Origin of the sequence: Alcanivorax jadensis T9 (assembly GCF_000756655.1) — a bacterium.
Lineage (GTDB): Bacteria > Pseudomonadota > Gammaproteobacteria > Pseudomonadales > Alcanivoracaceae > Alcanivorax > Alcanivorax jadensis.
In genome coordinates this window covers 22094-41236 of sequence record NZ_ARXU01000003.1, presented here as the reverse complement: position 1 = coordinate 41236, position 19143 = coordinate 22094, and the positions used below count along the sequence as shown (strand labels likewise).

Below are 19143 nucleotides of genomic sequence, written 5' to 3'. Positions count from 1 at the left end.
ACTACGGGTAACCCATGGCTGAACTGACCACCATCGCACGCCCCTACGCCAAGGCCGCCTTTGTTTTTGCAAAGGAACAAGGCGACCTGGGCAAGTGGGAAAAGATGCTGGGCTTGGCAGCGGCAGTGGCAGGTGATGCCACCATGCGTGCCTACCTTGACCAGCCGGAACTGGATGACGCTGCCAAGGTTTCTGCTTTTGCAGAAGTCTGTGGCGATGAACTCGACGAAAGTGGCAGCAACTTTGTTGCCCAGCTGGCGCAAAACAAGCGCCTGCCGCTTTTGCCGATCATCCTGCAACTGTTCCACGAGCTTCTGGCCCAGGAGCAGCGGTTCACCGATGTGGAGCTTATCTCCGCATTCGATCTGGACGACGCTGCAACCGAGAAGCTGGTAACAGCGCTGAAGAAACGCCTTGGCACGGATGTGAATGTCACCACGTCCGTGGACCAATCCCTGATTGGAGGCGTGCTGGTGCGAGCCGGCGATACCGTAATTGATGGCAGTGTGCGCGGCCGACTGAATCGTCTGGCAGAGCAACTGAACTCTTGAGTTTGAGGGATTAGAGATGCAGCAACTCAACCCGTCCGAAATCAGCGAGATTATCAAATCGCGCATTGCGAAACTTGATACCTCCACCGAAGCACGCAACGAGGGTACGGTTGTATCCGTATCCGATGGTATCGTGCGTATTCATGGTCTGGCCGACGTGATGTTCGGCGAGATGATCGAGTTTGAGGGCGGCATCTTCGGCATGGCCCTTAACCTGGAGCAAGACTCTGTGGGTGCCGTGGTCCTGGGTGATTACCTGGGTCTGGCCGAAGGTCAGAAGGTACGTTGTACCGGCCGCATCCTGGAAGTCCCGACTGGCCCCGAACTGCTGGGCCGTGTGGTGGACTCCCTGGGTAACCCGATCGACGGCAAAGGCCCGATCGATGCCAAGCAGACCGACGCAGTGGAAAAGGTAGCGCCTGGCGTTATCTGGCGTCGTGAGGTTAACGAGCCTGTCCAGACCGGTTACAAGTCCATTGATGCCATGGTGCCGATCGGCCGTGGTCAGCGTGAGCTGATCATTGGTGACCGTCAGATTGGTAAGACCGCGGTAGCGGTTGATGCGATCATCAACCAGAAAGACTCCGGCATTAAGTGTGTCTACGTTGCCATCGGTCAGAAGCAGTCCACCATTGCTAACGTGGTGCGCAAGCTGGAAGAGCACGGCGCGATGGACAACACCATCATCGTTGCGGCCTCCGCTTCCGATCCCGCTTCCATGCAGTTCCTGGCACCGTTTGCCGGCTGCACCATGGGCGAGTACTTCCGTGATCGCGGTGAAGATGCACTGATCGTTTATGATGATCTGACCAAGCAAGCCTGGGCCTATCGTCAGATTTCCCTGCTGCTGCGTCGTCCTCCGGGTCGTGAAGCTTATCCTGGTGACGTGTTCTACCTGCACTCCCGTCTGCTGGAACGCGCCGCCAAGGTAAACGAAGATTACGTAGAGCAGTTCACCAACGGTGAAGTGAAAGGCAAAACCGGTTCTCTGACCGCACTGCCGATCATCGAAACCCAGGGTGGTGACGTTTCCGCTTTCGTACCGACCAACGTAATTTCCATTACCGATGGTCAGATCTTCCTGGAAACCGACCTGTTCAACTCCGGTATTCGTCCGGCGATGAACGCGGGTGTATCCGTATCCCGTGTAGGTGGTTCCGCGCAGACCAAGATCGTCAAGAAGCTCGGCGGTGGTATTCGTCTGGCTCTGGCTCAGTACCGTGAACTGGCGGCATTCGCCCAGTTCGCATCCGACTTGGATGACTCCACCCGCGAACAGCTGGAGCATGGTCAGGCGGTTACCGAGCTGATGAAACAGAAGCAGTACAGCCCCATGAGCGTTGCCGAAATGGGTGTTGTTCTGTACGCAGCGAACGAAGGCTACCTGAAAGGGATGGAAGTCGAGAAAATCGGCGCCTTCGAAGCGGCTCTGCTGGACTACATGAACAGCGAAAAGAAAGCGTTGATGGACAAAATCAACGAGAAGGGTGACTACAACGGCGAGATCGAAGCCGAGATCAAAGAATCTCTCGATCAGTTCAAAGCCACCCAGACCTGGTAATTCGCTGAAAAAGGGTACTTCCTATGGCCAGCGGTAAAGAGATCAAAGGCAAAATTGCCAGCGTCCAGAGCACGAAGAAAATTACCCGTGCAATGGAAATGGTGGCAGCCTCCAAGATGCGTAAAGCGCAGGAGCGTATGGCGGCAAGCAAGCCCTACGCGACTCGCATGCGTCAGGTGGTTGCACATCTGGCCAATGCCGATCTGGAATACCGGCACAGCTACCTGCAAGAGCGGGAAGTGAAGAACGTTGGCTACATCGTAGTGACCTCCGATCGGGGTCTCTGCGGTGGCCTCAACGTAAACCTGCTCAAGAATGTCGTCAAAAGCTCGCGAGAGTGGGAAGAAAAAGGCGCCAAGGCCCAGTACTGCGTAGTGGGCTCCAAAGGTGTTTCTTTCTTCAAGAGTGTTGGCGGCAATGTGGAAGCGACAGTGTCCGGTCTGGGGGATTCCCCGCACCTGAACGACCTGATCGGTTCCATCAAGGCGATGCTGGATGCCTACGATAATGGTGAGATCGACCGCTTGTACATCGTGTACAACGAGTTCGTGAACACCATGACCCAGGCGCCCAAGAACATTCAGATGCTGCCGCTGGAAGCAGCAGATGACGAAGAGTTCAAGCGCCACTGGGACTATATTTACGAGCCGGCTCCGAAAGCACTGCTCGACGAGTTGCTGGTGCGGTTCATCGAGTCCCAGGTGTATCAGGGTGTGGTAGAAAACAATGCCTGTGAGCAGGCAGCGCGAATGGTAGCGATGAAAGCGGCCAGTGATAACGCCGGCGACATCATTCGTGATCTGCAGCTGGTGTACAACAAAGCACGCCAGGCTGCTATTACGCAGGAAATCTCCGAAATCGTTGGTGGTGCTGCTGCGGTCTGATTTGTCAGCAGACTGGTAGAAAGAACGCGGCAAAAACGCAAGTTAAGAGGATGCAAGCATGAGTAGCGGTCGTATTGTTCAGATCATCGGTGCTGTGATCGACGTGGAATTCCCGCGCGACGGCGTACCGAAGGTATATGACGCCCTCACCGTGGACGGTACTGAAACCACGCTGGAAGTTCAGCAGCAGCTGGGCGACGGCGTTGTCCGTACCATTGCCATGGGCTCCACCGAAGGTCTGAAGCGTGGTCTTGACGTGATCGACTCCGGTGAGCCGATTCAGGTTCCGGTAGGCACCAAGACCCTGGGCCGTATCATGGACGTGCTGGGTCGACCCATCGACGAAGCCGGCCCGATCGGTGAAGAAGAGCGCATGCCGATTCACCGTGCTGCTCCTACCTATGCGGACCAGGCAGCCACCAACGAACTGCTGGAAACCGGCATCAAGGTAATCGACCTGGTTTGTCCTTTCGCCAAAGGCGGTAAGGTTGGCCTGTTCGGTGGTGCGGGTGTAGGTAAAACCGTAAACATGATGGAGCTGATCCGGAACATCGCGATCGAGCACTCCGGTTTCTCCGTGTTTGCCGGTGTGGGTGAGCGTACTCGTGAGGGTAACGACTTCTACCACGAAATGAAGGACTCCAACGTACTCGATAAAGTATCGCTGGTTTACGGTCAGATGAACGAGCCGCCAGGTAACCGTCTGCGTGTAGCGCTGACCGGTCTGACCATGGCCGAGAAGTTCCGTGACGAAGGCCGTGACGTACTGTTCTTCGTGGATAACATCTACCGTTACACCCTGGCCGGTACCGAAGTATCTGCACTGCTGGGCCGTATGCCTTCAGCGGTAGGTTACCAGCCGACCCTGGCGGAAGAGATGGGCGTTCTGCAGGAACGTATTACTTCCACCAAGACCGGTTCCATTACCTCCGTTCAGGCCGTATACGTACCTGCGGATGACTTGACTGACCCGTCTCCGGCAACCACCTTTGCTCACCTTGATGCGACCGTGGTACTGAGCCGTGACATCGCCTCCAAGGGTATCTACCCGGCGATCGATCCGCTGGATTCCACCTCTCGTCAGCTGGATCCGCTGGTGATAGGTCAGGAACACTACGACGTGGCCCGTGGCGTGCAGTCTGTACTGCAGCGCTTCAAGGAACTGAAGGACATCATTGCGATCCTGGGCATGGACGAACTGTCTGAAGAAGACAAGACCATCGTTGCCCGTGCTCGTAAGATCGAGCGTTACCTGTCCCAGCCGTTCTTCGTGGCCGAAGTATTTACTGGCTCTCCGGGCAAGTATGTTTCCCTGAAGGACACCCTCGCCGGTTTCCGGGGCATCCTTGACGGTGATTACGATCACATCCCGGAGCAGGATTTCTACATGAAGGGTTCTATCGACGAAGTGGTAGAAGCCTACAACAAACGTAGCAAGTAACCTGCACCGGGAGACAAGCAAATGGCGATGACCGTGCATTGCGACATTGTTAGTGCAGAACGCCAGCTGTTCTCCGGTCTGGTTGAAATCGTGGTGGCCTCCGGTGTGGAAGGCGATCTCGGTATCATGCCGGGCCACGCCCCGCTGCTGACCCGGCTCAAGCCGGGTCCGGTACGGGTGAAGAAGCAGAATGGTGAAGAAGAAGTGTTCTATGTATCCGGCGGCTTCCTGGAAGTGCAGCCGAAGCTGGTAACTGTGCTGGCCGATACCGCAGAACGTGCCGACAACATGGATGAAGCTGCTGCCGAACAGGCAAAACAGCGCGCCAAGGAAGCACTGGAAGGGAAGAACTCCGAAATGGATTATTCCCGTGCCGCCGCTACCCTGGCCGAGTCTGTGGCCCAGTTGCGCGCAATTCAGCAGTTGAAGAAGAAAGGGCGGTAAGCACCTTTTGCAATTCTTCAACACAGAGGGGGGTAGCCAAGTGCTACCCTTTTTTGTTTCTGTCATAGACCTGAGTCCATGACTTGATCGCGGCGCCTGACGTAAGCCTTTGCCGCCACAGAAAATTTTCTTCAGTCGATCGCATTCCGTGATGCGACGCTTCTTCAGAAAATTCCCTGTGACAACAAATTCTTACGCCATGCATCCACGCTAAAGTCATGGATTCAGGTCGAGAGACAGAAATGTCACGATGTCATGCTATAAAGCCGCAGGGCAGATCGCGACAAGGGTAAAACATAAGGACAGGGTATGAGTTCAGGGTCTATTGCAGTCGTCATTCTCGCCGCCGGCAAAGGCACCCGCATGAAAAGTGCGTTGCCCAAGGTGCTGCATGAAGTGGCCGGCAAAGCCATGGTCCAGCATGTGGTGGATGCCGCCACCAGCCTGGCCGCCGACAACACCATCATCGTCTACGGCCACGGCGGGGATCAGGTGAAAGAGATCGTCAATGGCGATCACCTGCAGTGGGCCGAGCAGGCCGAGCAGCTGGGCACCGGCCACGCGGTTGCCCAGGCCATGCCCCTGGTCAAGGAAGATATCGTACTGGTGCTGTACGGCGACGTCCCCCTGATCCGCCCGGAAACCCTGCGGGATTTTGTCGCCTCCGTGGATGACAAGACCCTGGCGCTGATGACCCTGACCCTGGACGACCCCAGTGGCTATGGCCGCATCGTTCGTGATGGCCAGAACAATGTGCAGCGCATCGTCGAGCAGAAAGACGCCAGCGAAGCGGAACTGGGTATCCCGGAAATCAACACCGGCATCCTCGCCTGCACCCGCAGCTTTCTCGCTGATTGTCTGCCGAAGCTATCCAGCAACAACGCCCAGGGAGAATACTACCTGACCGACGTGATCGCCATGGCGGTGCAGTCCGGCCTGACCGTGGAAACCCTGCAGCCGGAATTCGCCTGGGAAGTGGATGGCATTAACGACCGGGTGCAGCTGTCCCGGCTGGAGCGCATCTACCAACTGGCCCAGGCCGAATCCCTGATGCGCGACGGTGTCACCCTGCGCGACCCGAATCGCCTGGACGTGCGTGGCAGCGTGCAGATTGCCACGGATGTGATCATCGATGTGAACGTGGTGCTGGAAGGCGATGTCACCATCGAAGAAGGTGTGGTCATCGGCCCCAACTGCATTATCCGCGATACCAACATCGGTGCCGGCACCGTCATCGAAGCCAACAGCCTCGTGGATGGCGCCATCGTCGGCGAGCACTGCACCATCGGCCCCTACGCTCGCCTGCGCCCCGGCACCGAGCTAGCCGACAAGGCCAAGATCGGCAACTTTGTGGAAACCAAGAAGTCCTATGTGGGCGAGGGTTCCAAAGTGAACCATCTGACCTACATCGGCGACAGCCAGATCGGCAAGGGCGTCAATGTGGGCGCCGGCACCATCACCTGCAATTACGATGGCGCCAACAAATTTCAGACCGTGATGAAAGATGGCGCCTTCATCGGCTCCAATTCGTCACTGGTGGCACCGGTCACTATCGGCGAAAATGCCACCGTCGGCGCCGGCAGCACCATCACCAAGGACGTGGACGACAACGGCCTGGCCGTAGCCCGCGGCCAGCAGCGCAACGTCAGCGACTGGAAACGCCCACAAAAGAAGTAATCGAATTCGTTGGAGCCATGCTCGCATGGCGAATAACACCGGTGGTAACAGAGAAACCATCACCGGCAAGCAATATTCAAGGAAACCAACATGTGTGGAATCGTCGGGGCCATTGCCCAGCGTAATGTCACCAATATCCTGATCACTGGCCTCAAGCGCCTGGAATACCGGGGCTACGACAGCGCCGGTGTGGCGCTGCTCAATGATTCCGGCATTACCCGGGTGCGCCGCCAGGGCAAGGTGGCTGGCCTGGAAAGCGCCACCGTGGACGAGCAAACCACCGGGTTCACCGGTATTGCGCACACCCGCTGGGCGACCCACGGCAAGCCCTCGGAAGACAACGCCCACCCGCACATGTCCGGCAGCGATCTGGCCCTGGTGCACAACGGTATCATCGAAAACTTCCAGGAACTGAAAGACGAACTGGAAGCTGCCGGTTACGCCTTCCAGTCACAAACCGACACCGAAGTCATCGTGCACCTGCTTCACCAGGTACTGGCCACAGGCGTGGATCTGTTCACCGCCGTCCAGCAAGTGGTGAAAAAACTCGACGGCGCCTACGCCCTGGGTGTCATCCACAAGGATGAGCCCCATAAACTGGTCGCCGTACGCTCCGGTAGCCCGCTGGTGATCGGCCTGGGTATCGACGAAAACTACATCGCTTCCGACCAGCTGGCCCTGCTGCCGGTGACCAACCGCTTCATCTTCCTGGAAGAAGGCGACCAGGCGGAAATCAGCACCGACAGCATCCGCATCGTCGATGCACAGGGTAACCCGGCCAACCGCGACACCCACGAATTCGACGGCACCCACGAAGACGCGGAAAAAGGCGAATACCGCCACTACATGCAGAAGGAAATCTTCGAGCAGCCGGCGGCGATCCAGAAAACCCTGGAAGGTCGCATCGACAGCCCGGCGAGCCTGATCGACGCCTTCGGCGAAAAAGCCCCGGCCATCTTCGACCGGGTGAAAACCGTGCAGATCGTCGCCTGTGGCACCAGCTACCACGCCGGCATGGTGGCCCGTTATTGGCTGGAAGACATCGCCGGCATTCCCTGCCAGGTGGAAGTGGCCAGTGAATTCCGCTACCGCAACCATGTGGTACCGGAAGGCACCCTGTTCGTCACCATCTCCCAGAGCGGCGAAACCGCCGACACCCTGGCGGCCCTGCGTGACACCCAGTCACCCAACTACGTGGGTCGCCTGGCCATCTGCAACGTGGACAGCTCCTCCCTGGTGCGCGAATCCGAACTGGTGTTCCTCACCAAGGCCGGCCCGGAAATCGGCGTGGCCTCCACCAAGGCCTTCACCACCCAGCTCACCGGCCTGCTCATGCTGGTGTTGACTCTGGGCCGCCAGAAAGGCCTGGACGATGCCCGCATTGAGGGTATCCTCGGCGAGCTGCGCCAGCTGCCCAACCTGATCGAACAGGTCAGCGCCCTGGACAAGCCGATCGAGAAGCTTTCCGAAGCCTTCGTGGAAAAACACCACACCCTGTTCCTGGGCCGTGGCGTGCAATTCCCGGTGGCCCTGGAAGGCGCCCTCAAGCTCAAGGAAATCTCCTACATCCACGCCGAAGCCTACCCGGCCGGTGAACTTAAGCATGGCCCCCTGGCGCTGGTAGACAGCGACATGCCGGTGGTCTCCGTGGCGCCCAACGACGAACTGCTGGAAAAGCTCAAATCCAACCTGCAGGAAGTTCGCGCCCGCGGCGGTGAGCTGTACGTGTTCGCCGACAAGAACGCCCACGTGAAAGAAGGCGAGGGTATCCACGTGCTGAACATGCCTGCGGTGCCGGAAACCATTGCCCCCATCGTCTACACCGTGCCGCTGCAGTTGCTCAGCTATCACGTGGCGGTGCTGCGGGGGACGGATGTGGATCAGCCGAGGAATCTGGCCAAGTCGGTGACGGTGGAGTAAAGGCAGTGAATAATTAATAGTGAATAGTTAATGACGAGCCCGGCGATGCCGGGCTTTTTTATGAGTGCCGGCTGACAATAGTCACCTTGCCGTAGGAGCGTCGCTGGCGGCGCGCTCAAGCGATATTCCTTGAAATATTGGCTTCCAATCAACAACGAGCGCAACCATTGCCTGTAGCGAGGCTGTGCTCAACAGAACGGGGGGTAATTTTGTAGGATATGGCTTACAGAAAAAGATAAGCGGTTGATATAGAGTGGTTTTTAGGAAGGGTAAGAATCGCGGAAAAACAGGAAATAACCCGCTGCTTCGAGTTTTGCCGGATGAGACAGGCTCTCAACGTTTCCCAAGGTCATTGTTATCGCTGGATATATTGGCTGAGGCGGGCGCTACTAGCTTAAGAATTATGTCGAAAAAAGATATGTCGAACCGTTCGACTGAATACGCTGTTAGTGACTCTTTGCTATGTGGGTAAAACGAAACGAGTTTGATCTGTCCATGGAGCGCGAAAGCAGTGCTAGAGGATTCGCTGCTTTTGTGGCCATGTTCTTGCCTGTAGTTCTCGCCGTCTCAGATAAACTTGGGATTTCAAAATTTAGAAGCCCTGACCCTTTAAGCTGGGGTGAAATGTTTGGCCGGCTACATGTCTAGGCCATTTGGGGTGTCGGTGCTTACCTTGTGGTATATATTTATTTCCGTAGGAAAAGGCTGAATTCGGAAAGATTTTGTATTGAGTGTGGAAGGGTTGTTCGTGTAGCAAATATCGATACATGCTCGTGTGGGGGTAAGGTCGATTTCTTATCTGATTACAAGTACATAGAGTCGGATCATGAGCACTAACAATAAGCAGCAGGCCGACCTTCGGCGGCTGTGCTAGGCGTTAAGCATAATTGGAGGGTGCGGTGGAGCTTGGAGATATAATGGACGCAATCGACTGGGCCGTCATTGTGGCATTAATAGCTGCGTTGATAAGTCTCCTAACCAAAAGAGATCAGCGAAAATTGCAGAAAGAATCGATTGAGCTGCAAAAATCTCAATCCAGACTGGCGGAAAAGCAATTAGAGCTGATTGAAAGCGAAGAAAAAATTAAGCAAAGCACGATAGAACTGCAAAGGGCGCAAGCGAGGCTTTCTTTTAAGCAATTAGAGTCTTTTGAAAAAGAGGAAGCCGCAAAGTCGCGGGCAGCCGTGAGGCTGGATCTCCGAAGTACAGGAAGCAGCCGGTATAAGCTTTTTCTTTCGAATGCCAGCAATGTAAACGCTACAGACGTTTCATTTAAGCTGGACATACCATCTAAGTATTCTAGCCCGCTCATTGAAAGTGAAGTTGAGGAGAAGTTGCCAATTCCCGTCCTTGCACCTGGAAGCGATGTCTCATTCATCGCTGCTCTTTGTGATGATACGCCGCTAGGATTCAATGCGACTGTTCACTGGACAAATCCCGATGGAACCGCAGATACATCGGAGATCTATGTTTCGGCATAAAGGAGAAACCTTAGAAACCTTGAGGGTCAGGTCTCCCATTTCCCATCATGGTTCTAGTTAGGGGCTCGTGGAGCCGTAGATTCTGGTTCAAGTAGTCCTGCCTCTTGTGCTTTTCTTGTGCCCAGCAACACAGCCGCTTATTCCCAGCCTTATCATCCAAATAGTGAAACACCAAACAATTAGCTGTTTAACCCTCCTTGCACACCACTACATCAAGGCTTAGAAATGAATCTCTGATAAGAATAAATGCAGGGGTTATCCCATGACGGCAGACGTTAGTTCGCTGCGCACGTCTCCCGGTAAGCCGGTGACGCATCACGGTGGTTTTGAAGCGCTGGATGAGGAGCTGGATTACCTTGTTCCTCTCAGCGAAGTGAAGGGCACGATCCCGGATGCCGTCAGCGGCACCTTTTTCCGTATCGGCCCGGGGCGCAACAAGATTGGTGGTCAGGAGTTTGGTCACTGGTTTGATGGCGATGGCATGCTGCACTCGGTGTCGTTCAAGGACTACGGTGTGGTGTACCGCAACCGCTATGTGCGCACGCCCAAGTATCTGGCGGAGACCAAGGCCAACAAAATCGTCATGCGCAGCTTTGGTCACAATGCGCCGGGCGGTATCCGCAAGAACATCGGTCGTCTGCCGGCGAACTGCGCCAATACCAATCTGGTTTACCACGGTGGCAAGCTACTGGCGTTGTGGGAAGGTGGGCGCCCCTGGCAGCTGGACCCGGCCACCCTGGATACCATTGGCGAGCATGACTACGACGGCAAGCTGGGCAGGTTCAATGCCTTCAGTGCCCACGGCAAGGTGAACCCGCGTACCGGGGTTTATTACAACTTCGGTATCCGTCCGTCTTTCCGCCCCAGGGGTGCGCTAACCGGCAAGGGGGCGATTGATCTCTACAAGATTGCGCCCTCCGGGCATCTGGTTGAGAAGGGTTCCTTTGAGGTGGATTTCCTCAGTTTCTGTCACGACTTCGCGCTGACGGAAAACTATATGGTGTTCTTCCAGTCACCTATCGCCATGAAGTCCCCGGTGCCCTGGCTGGCCGGGTTGATTCCCTTCGATCAGGCCATAGCCTGGCAGCCGGAACTGGGCATGAAGGTCTATGTGGTGCGCACCGCCGATTTCCAGGTGGAGAAAGTCTTCACCGTGGACCAGCCCTTCGTGGCGATTCACTTCTCCAATGCCTGGGAAAGCGGCGACGGCAGGATCGAGGTGGACCTGACGCGCTACGAAGATTTTTCCGTGAATGAGCAGCTGCGCAATGTCCTCCACAGCACGGGCGATACCTCAGCCGGGCGATTCATGCGCTACCGCCTGGATCTCCACAGTGACACGATTGAGGCGAACGAATACAAGGAGGCTCTGGGCGGTGAGTTCCCCCAGTGGGATCATCGCTACACCACCCAGCCCACCTCCGTCATGTACGCCGCCTGCATGATGGGCGATGACTCCACCTTCTTCGACGGCGTGGAACGCATTGATCTGCAAACCGGCAAGGTGAAAACCCACTCACTGGGCGAAGGGCGCTATACCTCCGAAGCCATGCACGTGGCCCCCCGCGAGGAAGACGATAATCAGGAAGGCTGGCTGGTGAGCATGGTCTACGATGCCCGTGACCACAGCAGTGAGGTGGTGATCTTCGATGCCCGCACCCTGGACGAGGTGGCCGTGGTTCCGTTGAAGAACCACGTGCCCTTTGGTTTCCATTGCGGTTACAGCCCGCGTTCATTTCTCCGCTGAACAGGGGGGCATTAAAACTTAGATAGCCGCTCCTGATATTGTCGACTTTCTGGCGTATCTGCAGAAATGCGGTTCTGTGCGCCAACGGCGCGCTTGACCCAGTTGCCGAATTTTTCCGGCAGGGCCTGCTCAATGGTGCCGATGGGGAACAGCCATTTCGGCAGTGTCACTTCGGCCCTGCCATGCTGGCAGGAGGCGACGATCTCTTCGGCAATCTCTTCCGGCGTCGCCTTGGGCACGCCGCGCAGATCGAGGCCGGCAGCCAGTTCGGTTTGCACTGCGGAGGGAAGAACCGTGGTGATGGTGACGGCGGACTGGGCAATTTCTGCCCGCACGGTGCGCGACAGGCTGGCCACGGCAAACTTGCTGGCGGAGTAAACGGCCGCGCCAGGCACCGTCATCTTGCCGGCCATGGAGGACACGTTAACAATGTGACCGCAGTTTCGCGCCAGCATACCGGGCAACGCGAAATGCATGCCATTGATGGCGCCGCCCACATTGATCGCCATTTCCCGGTGCTTGGTATCCAGGCTCTGCCCGACAAATTCGCCGGTGCGCTGGATGCCGGCGTTGTTGATCAGCACCCCCAGTGGCCCGGCCTCATTGGCACGTTCAATAAAACGGGCAAAGGAATCCGCATCGGAGACATCCAGCTGGATGGCGGTGGCGCCCGGCAGGCTGTCGGCTACCTCCTGGGCGGCGTCCACATCAATATCACCAATGAACACCTTGGCGCCGGCCTGCGCCAGGGCAATGGCGGTGGCTTTGCCGATACCCCGGCCGCCGCCGGTGACGCAGGCGACGGTGCCGCGCAGGGAGATCGCCATTAGCAGCCTCCTTTTGCGGGATAGCGCAGGCCGAAATAACCGACCACTTCCCAGCCGTGTTTCACCTTCAGCAGGGCGCGGCCCAGATACACATCCGGTGCGATTTCCACAATCTCGTCACGTACGCGGGGCATCACCAGGGGGTTCTTGAATTGCGGATCATCGTAGGTAATGGCGCGCACTTCCTGGTGGGGTGTGATCGGTGACGGTTCAATACGGTGGTGAAAATCGAAACCCAGCAGTTCGCGACCCTGCTTGCGCAGCGAGTAGTGGGGCATGGTGATCCTGGCGGGAATCAGCGAAGAACGGGTAAGCCGGTTGTAGCCGGTGCCGCTTTTCGGATCGAAGGTTTTACCCGCCCAGCCGATGCCGCCCAGCTTCTGGCCGAGACGGACCATCTTGTCCAGCCCGGCCAGCCAGGGAGAACCATACAGGTTCATGACAATCCCCTCGCAGTCGCCATCGGGCGCCTGCGGGGCTGCGCCCTGGGCGAAGAGGCCGGGCAGCCGATAGTGGTTGCTGCCTGCCTGCAGTTCCTGGAACAGGGACCAGGCGTCCTGGCTGGCGGCAGCGGGGTTGCTTCTGGCCAGTTCCTGCAGCTGCTTCACGCGTTGCGTATCGGAAAGCGGCGCGGATGCCGATGAGAGTTGAGAGACGGTGGCTTGCATGGTGGCTCCTTGGCAAGTGAATCATCTGTTGTCATTATTGGTACAGCACTGTACCAATAATAGAAACGACGAGTCTGCCCCGTCAAGGCTGGCGTACCAGAAAACCCTGTTGTTAAGATAAGTGATTGAGTAATCAGGAAATTTGCCAATGTCTCAACCAACACGGCCGTTCCATGGAGAATCTGCGGAGTCGCGAGTCCGCATTCGCCGGCAGCAGTTGCTGGATCAGGCCTACGCCATGATTGTGTCTGACGGGTTGAGAAAACTGTCGATCCATCAGCTGTGTACCCGTGCCGGTCTCAACAAACGTTACTTCTATGAAAGCTTCGAGAGCCTGGACGCCCTGGGGGCAGCGCTGGTGGATGACCTGGCAGAACGGTTGATCAATACCGGTCAGCTGGCGGTGATGCGGGGGATACAGCAAGGGCTGGATACCCCCGCCCTGACCCGGTACGTACTGGATGACTGCATCACCTGGCTGACCGAAGAACCCTCGCGGGTACGATTGCTGTTTTCCTCAGCGGCAGAAAACCCCCAGGCGCTGGCGCAGCGCAAGGCGGTGATTGGCAGAATGGCGCAAACCCTGTCGGCGTTCAGTGTTGAATATCATCAGGCAGGCGGGCCGTTACCCATTGCCCATGTGGGCTCCGCGTTGCTGGTGGGCGGCACCATCGAAGCCATCATGACCTGGCTGGATGAGGGCATTGCCATCAGCCGGGATGAACTGGTGGAGGACCTCGCCTGTTTCTGGGTGGCAGTGGGCGACGGCGCCATTGCGCTCAGTAAGCGCAGAGGCGAAGCGCCTTCGGGCCAGTGACTCTTGCTGCCTGATTAGCGGATAAATTCCTGGAAAATAGTGTCAGGTCTTGCTCCTTGAGTTTCTGAGCCCTCAAGCTAGGCATTAACGCAATGCATGGTCCTCTATGCACCCCGATCAATGCCATCGATAACCCCAACTGGCTACACTGTGGTCTTTGCCGTCGAATCAAAGACTGGAGTCCGCCGTGCCCGTCCCGTTTTCTGCTGTCCTGATTGCCAACCGTGGTGAGATTGCCATTCGTATTGCCAATGCCTGTGCGGATCTGGGGATTCGGTCCGTAGGGGTGTTTGCGCAAGATGATCAGGCATCCCTGCATACCCGCCAGGTGGACGAGGCGGTGGCGTTGGCGGGGCGGGGGGTGCCGGCCTACCTGGACGGGGCGCAGCTGATTGCCATTGCCAACGCACAGGGCTGCGAGGCGATTCATCCCGGTTACGGCTTTCTGGCCGAGAACGCCGACTTTGCCGACCAGTGTGCCGAGGCGGGTATTACCCTGATCGGCCCGGGGGCGGAGACGTTGCGGTTGTTTGGTGACAAGGCCGCCGCTCGTGCGCTGGCGGCAAAGTGTCAGGTGCCGCTGGTGCAGGGTTCGGCCCAGGCGGTATCGCTGGAAGAAGCGAAAGCGTTTATGGCTTCGCTGGATGGCAGCGGGGTGATGGTCAAGGCGCTGAGCGGTGGCGGCGGACGCGGTATGCGAGCGGTGACTGACCCGGCAGAGCTGGAGGCGGCCTATGCCCGTTGTCAGTCGGAAGCCAAGGCCGCCTTTGGTAACGACGCTGTCTATGTGGAGCAACTGGTCGAGTCCGCCCGCCATATCGAAGTGCAGGTGTTGGGCGACGGCAGCGGGTCGGTGAGCCATCTGTGGGAGCGGGACTGTACCCTGCAGCGCCGTCATCAGAAGCTGGTGGAGTTCGCGCCGGCGCCGGGCCTCGATACCGCCCTGCGCGATCGCATCATCCACAGCGCTCTGACCCTGGCGGCCGAGGTGAACTACCGGGGCATCGGCACCTTCGAGTTTCTGGTGGAAGCGGAGCAGGGCCGTTTCTACTTTATGGAAGCCAACCCCCGGGTGCAGGTGGAGCACACGGTGACCGAACAGGTCACCGGGATGGATCTGGTGCAGAGCCAGATCTGGCTGGCGGCGGGGGCGAGTCTTGTCGACCTGAATCTTGAAACCGCCCCGGCCTGTGAGGGCATGGCGGTACAGCTGCGCCTCAATCTGGAAACCCTCAAGGCCGACGGCAGCACCACACCGGCGGCGGGCACGCTAACAACCTATGAGCCTGCCAGCGGCCCGGGGATCCGGGTGGATGGTTACGGCTATGCCGGTTACCCGGTGAGCCCGGCCTACGATTCCCTGCTGGCCAAGCTGATCGTGACCGGCGCGGATTATGCGGCGGTTCTGCAGCGTGCCCGCCGGGCGCTGAAGCAGACCCGCATCGACGGGGTGCAAAGCAACCTGCGCCTGTTGCAGGCGTTGCTGGCCAGTGACGCCGTGCAGGCCAATACGGTGACCACAAGGTATGTGGAAAGCCATCTGGCCGCGTTGCTGGATGCCATGCCTGCCGAACCTACAGCGGCGTTGCCGTCGGCGGATCACTCTCCTCAGGCTGACACTCTGACCACCCCGGCGGGCTGCGAGGCCTTGGCCAGCCCCACCACCGGGGTGCTGCTATCTCTGCTGGTGCAGGAAGGCAGCACGGTGCAGGTGGGCCAGGTGGTGGCGGTGCTGGAAGCCATGAAGATGGAATTCGAGGTGCGGGCAACGACCGCCGGTGAGGTGCACAGCCTGGCAGCGGTGGAGGGTGATGCGATCAATGAAGCGGCCCCGCTGTTGTTTGTGCAGCCGGGGGATGTGGATGGCTCTGAGATTGCCACGGAAGAAAGCGTGGATCTGGAGCATATCCGCAAGGACCTGGCGGAGGTGCTGGACCGGCACCAGGCCATCAGCGATGCCGGTCGTCCCCAGGCGGTGGAAAAACGCCACCGCAAGGGCAAGCGCACCGCCCGGGAAAACCTCGATGATCTGCTGGATAGCGGCAGCTTCCAGGAATACGGCGCCATGGCCCTGGCCGCCCAGCGCCGTCGTCGCAGTGCGGAAGAATTGCAGGCCATGAGCCCGGCGGATGGTTTGATTGGCGGCACCGGTACGGTCAACGCGGATCAAGTGGGCGAACAGGCGGCGCGGGTCATGGCCATGAGCTATGACTACACCGTATTCGCCGGCACCCAGGGGATGATGAATCACAAGAAGACCGACCGGCTTTTGCAGCTTGCCGGCCAGTGGAAGATGCCACTGGTGCTGTTTGCCGAGGGCGGTGGCGGGCGCCCGGGGGATACGGATTTTGTCGGCGTGGCCGGGCTGGATTGTCATACCTTTGCGGCCATGGCGGCGCTGTCCGGCCAGGTGCCATTGGTGGGCATCGGGTCCGGGCGGTGCTTCGCCGGTAACGCGGCCCTGCTGGGGTGCTGCGATGTGATCATCGCCACCAGAGATGCCAGCATCGGCATGGCCGGGCCGGCCATGATCGAAGGGGGCGGCCTGGGCCGGTTCACCCCGGAGCAGGTGGGGCCGGTGAGTGTGCAGGGGCCCAATGGTGTGGCGGACGTGATCGTCGAGGACGAGGCGGAAGCGGTGGCCGTGGCCAAACAGTACCTGTCCTATTTCCAGGGCCCGGTGAGCGACTGGCAGGCCGTGGATCAGCGCGAGTTGCGTCATCGTATCCCGGAAAAGCGTACCCGGGTTTACGATATTCGCCATGTTATCGACACCCTGGCGGACAGCGGTTCGGTGCTGGAACTGCGCCGGGAATTTGCCCCGGGCATGATCACTGCCCTGGTGCGTATCGAAGGTCGCCCCTTTGGTTTGATCGCCAACAATCCGGGCGACCTGGGTGGCGCCATCGATGCGGTGGGCGGCGACAAGGCGGCGCGCTTTATGCAGCTGTGCGAGGCCTTCGGTTTGCCCATGGTGTCCCTGTGTGACACTCCCGGTTTTATGGTGGGACCGGAGGCCGAGAAACAGGCCACCGTCCGCCATGTGTCGCGGATGTTTGTCACCGCTGCCAGCCTTACCGTGCCGTTCTTTACGCTGGTGCTGCGCAAGGGCTACGGTCTGGGTGCCCAGGCCATGGCAGCGGGCAGTTTCCATTCGCCGCTGTTCACCGCCGCCTGGCCCAGTGCCGAATTCGGCGCCATGGGGTTGGAAGGGGCGGTGCGCCTCGGCTTCGCCAAGGAACTGGCGGCCCAACCCAGCCCGGAGAAACAGCAACGGCTGTTCGACAAGCTGGTGGCCAAGGCCTACCAGCAGGGCAAGGCGCTAAACATGGCCAGCTTCCTGGAGATCGATGCGGTGATCGATCCCGTGGAAAGTCGCCAGTGGTTGTTGCGTGGGTTGAATGCGTCCGGGCATCGAGGTGGCAGTGGCGGTCGGCCGTTTGTGGATACATTCTGAAAAGGCCAGCAGCGAGCCACGAGTTTCGAAAACCTGGATGCGAAGCCGCTGTAGGAGCGGCGCTTGAGCCGCGAACAGCGTGGGAACGCGGAATCGGCAGCAGGCGATCGCCTCGACAGGTTCCAGAAAGGATGGTCGTCGCCTGGATTTCTGTTGCCTCGCTGGCGCTCGGTTCGCGGCTCAAGCGCCGCTCCTACAGCGGCTTTGTAGATAACGCAGTAGGCACCTCCGTCTTTCGCTTGCAGGCAAGCTCTTACAGGTAGCGCCGGTATCGCCCCGGCCGGGAATTTCTAAACTGTCCGGAATTCACCGCTGATGCGGATTGGCCCATTACCCACGCGCCCGCCCGCGCTTGGCCCTTGTTGCCATTGTCGTCACGGCAACAGGTATAGATACCCTCCATATCCGTCTTCGGCTTGGCCTTGCGTGCAAAGCGAAGGGCGGTGCTGCTTATGCAGCGGCGATGGCGATGGGTTTGGGGCTTTCGGTGGTGAAGGTTGGCGTAGGAGGTCAACAAAATGGCGGCCATGGTCATGTTTGAAAAGCGGTAGAGCACTAAAGTGCTAGAGGAAATAATTGAGCATCCTCGATGACGAACAGAGAAATAAAATGATAATAAAAACGGTTTTTGGCAATGTGATCGGTGCGATTCTATTGCTCGCCTTCATGCCATCCGCGCACACGAATGAAGCAATGGAGGGGTACCAGTCGCAGGCTGCCTGGAAAGAGATTCAAACCTTTCTTCCCGAAAAATTCCATTTAACGACAACATTCCAGCCAGAGGAAAAATGGTGGGACTGGCGTGGCCACAAGGTTCATATTGATCATTTTTCCAATCAGTCAGCGTCTGCTCTGGTGATTCTGCTTCATGGTGTGGGTACCAATGGCCGCCAGTTATCGATGATTGCCGGTGGGCCCCTGTTTCGTCATGGTTTTGATGTCATGGCACTGGATTTACCGGGCTACGGTATGACTCAGGTCAATCCGGATGAAACGCTGACCTATGATGCCTGGGTTGAACTGGTTAGTGATTTTATTAGCGCCCAGAGGGAGATGCATGAGCGGCCCATTTTCCTTTATGGGCTGAGTGCCGGTGGCATGTTGGCGTACCATGCCGCTGCTCTCAATGGTCAGGTAGAAGGCATTATTGGCATGACGTTTCTTGATCAGAGAAACAGCATGGTGCGACGAAAAACAGCCAGGAATACGTTTATCAGCGTGGCCGGATCGCCGCTGCTGTGGCTGGCAGATAACCCTCTTACCGGGGGGGTAAAGATGCCTCTGAAATGGGTGTCCAAGATGAACAAGCTGGTTAATAACGATGAGGCCCTGGATGTTTTTCTTGATGATAAAACGTCGGCGGGGAACTGGGTCAGCACGCGTTTCCTGCATAGTTATCTGACCTATCAGCCGGCCATTGAACCTGAAGATTTTCGTATTTGCCCGATTCTGTTGACACAGCCTGCTGAAGATCACTGGACGCCAATAACGTTAAGCGAACCGTTTCTGGAGAAACTACCTGAGAATGGATGGTCTTCAGTGATGCTTGAAAATGCCGGGCACTATCCGCTGGAGATGCCGGGTTTGCAGCAACTGGAAGACAGCATGGTGGCTTTTATCAATCACCAGTTAGCGACTGGCAGCAATCGATAGGGATTAAGGCTTTCC

Annotated in this window: 14 protein-coding genes; 12 read left to right on the top strand and 2 right to left on the bottom strand. The window is 57.9% G+C overall.

Annotation, left to right across the window (positions count from 1 at the left end):
* The first annotated feature begins 14 nt into the window (after positions 1-14).
* From T9A_RS04835 to T9A_RS04795, 9 genes are all read left to right on the top strand, one after another.
* A complete protein-coding gene (locus T9A_RS04835) occupies positions 15-551 on the top strand; it encodes a F0F1 ATP synthase subunit delta (protein ID WP_035245637.1) in 537 nt (178 codons plus the stop codon).
* A 16-nt stretch (positions 552-567) separates the two neighbouring features.
* The gene (atpA, locus tag T9A_RS04830) at positions 568-2112 is read left to right on the top strand and encodes a F0F1 ATP synthase subunit alpha (RefSeq protein ID WP_035245636.1); all 1545 of its coding nucleotides are present in this window, start codon (positions 568-570) and stop codon (positions 2110-2112) included.
* A gap of 23 nt (positions 2113-2135) precedes the next feature.
* Complete coding sequence (atpG, locus tag T9A_RS04825; RefSeq protein ID WP_035245635.1) at positions 2136-2996, top strand: F0F1 ATP synthase subunit gamma; 861 nt, start codon at positions 2136-2138, stop codon at positions 2994-2996.
* A 58-nt stretch (positions 2997-3054) separates the two neighbouring features.
* Positions 3055-4437 carry a F0F1 ATP synthase subunit beta gene (gene atpD / locus T9A_RS04820; RefSeq protein ID WP_035245632.1) on the top strand — a complete coding sequence of 461 codons (1383 nt, stop codon included), beginning with the start codon at positions 3055-3057 and terminating at the stop codon, positions 4435-4437.
* A 21-nt stretch (positions 4438-4458) separates the two neighbouring features.
* Positions 4459-4881: a F0F1 ATP synthase subunit epsilon gene (locus T9A_RS04815; protein WP_035245630.1), complete on the top strand. Its 423-nt coding sequence runs from the start codon at positions 4459-4461 to the stop codon at positions 4879-4881.
* A gap of 309 nt (positions 4882-5190) precedes the next feature.
* Positions 5191-6558 (top strand): bifunctional UDP-N-acetylglucosamine diphosphorylase/glucosamine-1-phosphate N-acetyltransferase GlmU, encoded by a 1368-nt coding sequence (glmU, locus tag T9A_RS04810; RefSeq protein WP_035245628.1) that lies wholly within the window; start codon positions 5191-5193, stop codon positions 6556-6558.
* 90 nt (positions 6559-6648) lie between these two features.
* Complete coding sequence (gene glmS, locus T9A_RS04805; protein WP_035245626.1) at positions 6649-8478, top strand: glutamine--fructose-6-phosphate transaminase (isomerizing); 1830 nt, start codon at positions 6649-6651, stop codon at positions 8476-8478.
* A gap of 917 nt (positions 8479-9395) precedes the next feature.
* Positions 9396-9959: a DUF8453 domain-containing protein gene (locus tag T9A_RS04800; protein ID WP_035245620.1), complete on the top strand. Its 564-nt coding sequence runs from the start codon at positions 9396-9398 to the stop codon at positions 9957-9959.
* A gap of 262 nt (positions 9960-10221) precedes the next feature.
* Positions 10222-11706, top strand: a complete 1485-nt coding sequence (locus T9A_RS04795) for a carotenoid oxygenase family protein (protein ID WP_052042494.1) — start codon at positions 10222-10224, stop codon at positions 11704-11706.
* A gap of 11 nt (positions 11707-11717) precedes the next feature.
* Here the strand turns inward: T9A_RS04795 and T9A_RS04790 are convergent, their stop codons facing one another.
* Positions 11718-12533 carry an SDR family oxidoreductase gene (locus tag T9A_RS04790; RefSeq protein ID WP_035245618.1) on the bottom strand — a complete coding sequence of 272 codons (816 nt, stop codon included), beginning with the start codon at positions 12531-12533 and terminating at the stop codon, positions 11718-11720.
* Positions 12533-13201 (bottom strand): hypothetical protein, encoded by a 669-nt coding sequence (locus tag T9A_RS04785; RefSeq protein WP_052042493.1) that lies wholly within the window; start codon positions 13199-13201, stop codon positions 12533-12535. Before T9A_RS04785 ends, T9A_RS04790 begins: the two co-directional genes overlap by 1 nt.
* A 148-nt stretch (positions 13202-13349) precedes the next feature.
* Here T9A_RS04785 and T9A_RS04780 point away from each other — a divergent pair, with 148 nt between their 5' ends.
* From T9A_RS04780 to T9A_RS04765, 3 genes are all read left to right on the top strand, one after another.
* Positions 13350-14018 carry a TetR/AcrR family transcriptional regulator gene (locus T9A_RS04780; RefSeq protein ID WP_156964830.1) on the top strand — a complete coding sequence of 223 codons (669 nt, stop codon included), beginning with the start codon at positions 13350-13352 and terminating at the stop codon, positions 14016-14018.
* Between the two features lie 187 nt (positions 14019-14205).
* Positions 14206-17475 carry a carboxyl transferase domain-containing protein gene (locus tag T9A_RS04775; protein ID WP_035245613.1) on the top strand — a complete coding sequence of 1090 codons (3270 nt, stop codon included), beginning with the start codon at positions 14206-14208 and terminating at the stop codon, positions 17473-17475.
* 576 nt (positions 17476-18051) lie between these two features.
* Entirely contained in the window at positions 18052-19128 is a 1077-nt protein-coding gene (locus tag T9A_RS04765) for an alpha/beta hydrolase (protein WP_198030617.1), read from the top strand.
* The last annotated feature ends 15 nt before the right edge of the window (positions 19129-19143 follow it).

Excerpts from the sequence above, each read along its gene's own strand:
- T9A_RS04835 (WP_035245637.1), top strand. The coding sequence starts at position 15 with ATGGCTGAACTGACCACCATCGCACGCCCCTACGCCAAGGCCGCCTTT.
- atpA (WP_035245636.1), top strand. The coding sequence starts at position 568 with ATGCAGCAACTCAACCCGTCCGAAATCAGCGAGATTATCAAATCGCGC.
- atpG (WP_035245635.1), top strand. The coding sequence starts at position 2,136 with ATGGCCAGCGGTAAAGAGATCAAAGGCAAAATTGCCAGCGTCCAGAGC.
- atpD (WP_035245632.1), top strand. The coding sequence starts at position 3,055 with ATGAGTAGCGGTCGTATTGTTCAGATCATCGGTGCTGTGATCGACGTG.
- T9A_RS04815 (WP_035245630.1), top strand. The coding sequence starts at position 4,459 with ATGGCGATGACCGTGCATTGCGACATTGTTAGTGCAGAACGCCAGCTG.
- glmU (WP_035245628.1), top strand. The coding sequence starts at position 5,191 with ATGAGTTCAGGGTCTATTGCAGTCGTCATTCTCGCCGCCGGCAAAGGC.
- glmS (WP_035245626.1), top strand. The coding sequence starts at position 6,649 with ATGTGTGGAATCGTCGGGGCCATTGCCCAGCGTAATGTCACCAATATC.
- T9A_RS04800 (WP_035245620.1), top strand. The coding sequence starts at position 9,396 with ATGGACGCAATCGACTGGGCCGTCATTGTGGCATTAATAGCTGCGTTG.
- T9A_RS04795 (WP_052042494.1), top strand. The coding sequence starts at position 10,222 with ATGACGGCAGACGTTAGTTCGCTGCGCACGTCTCCCGGTAAGCCGGTG.
- T9A_RS04790 (WP_035245618.1), bottom strand. The coding sequence starts at position 12,533 with ATGGCGATCTCCCTGCGCGGCACCGTCGCCTGCGTCACCGGCGGCGGC.
- T9A_RS04785 (WP_052042493.1), bottom strand. The coding sequence starts at position 13,201 with ATGCAAGCCACCGTCTCTCAACTCTCATCGGCATCCGCGCCGCTTTCC.
- T9A_RS04780 (WP_156964830.1), top strand. The coding sequence starts at position 13,350 with ATGTCTCAACCAACACGGCCGTTCCATGGAGAATCTGCGGAGTCGCGA.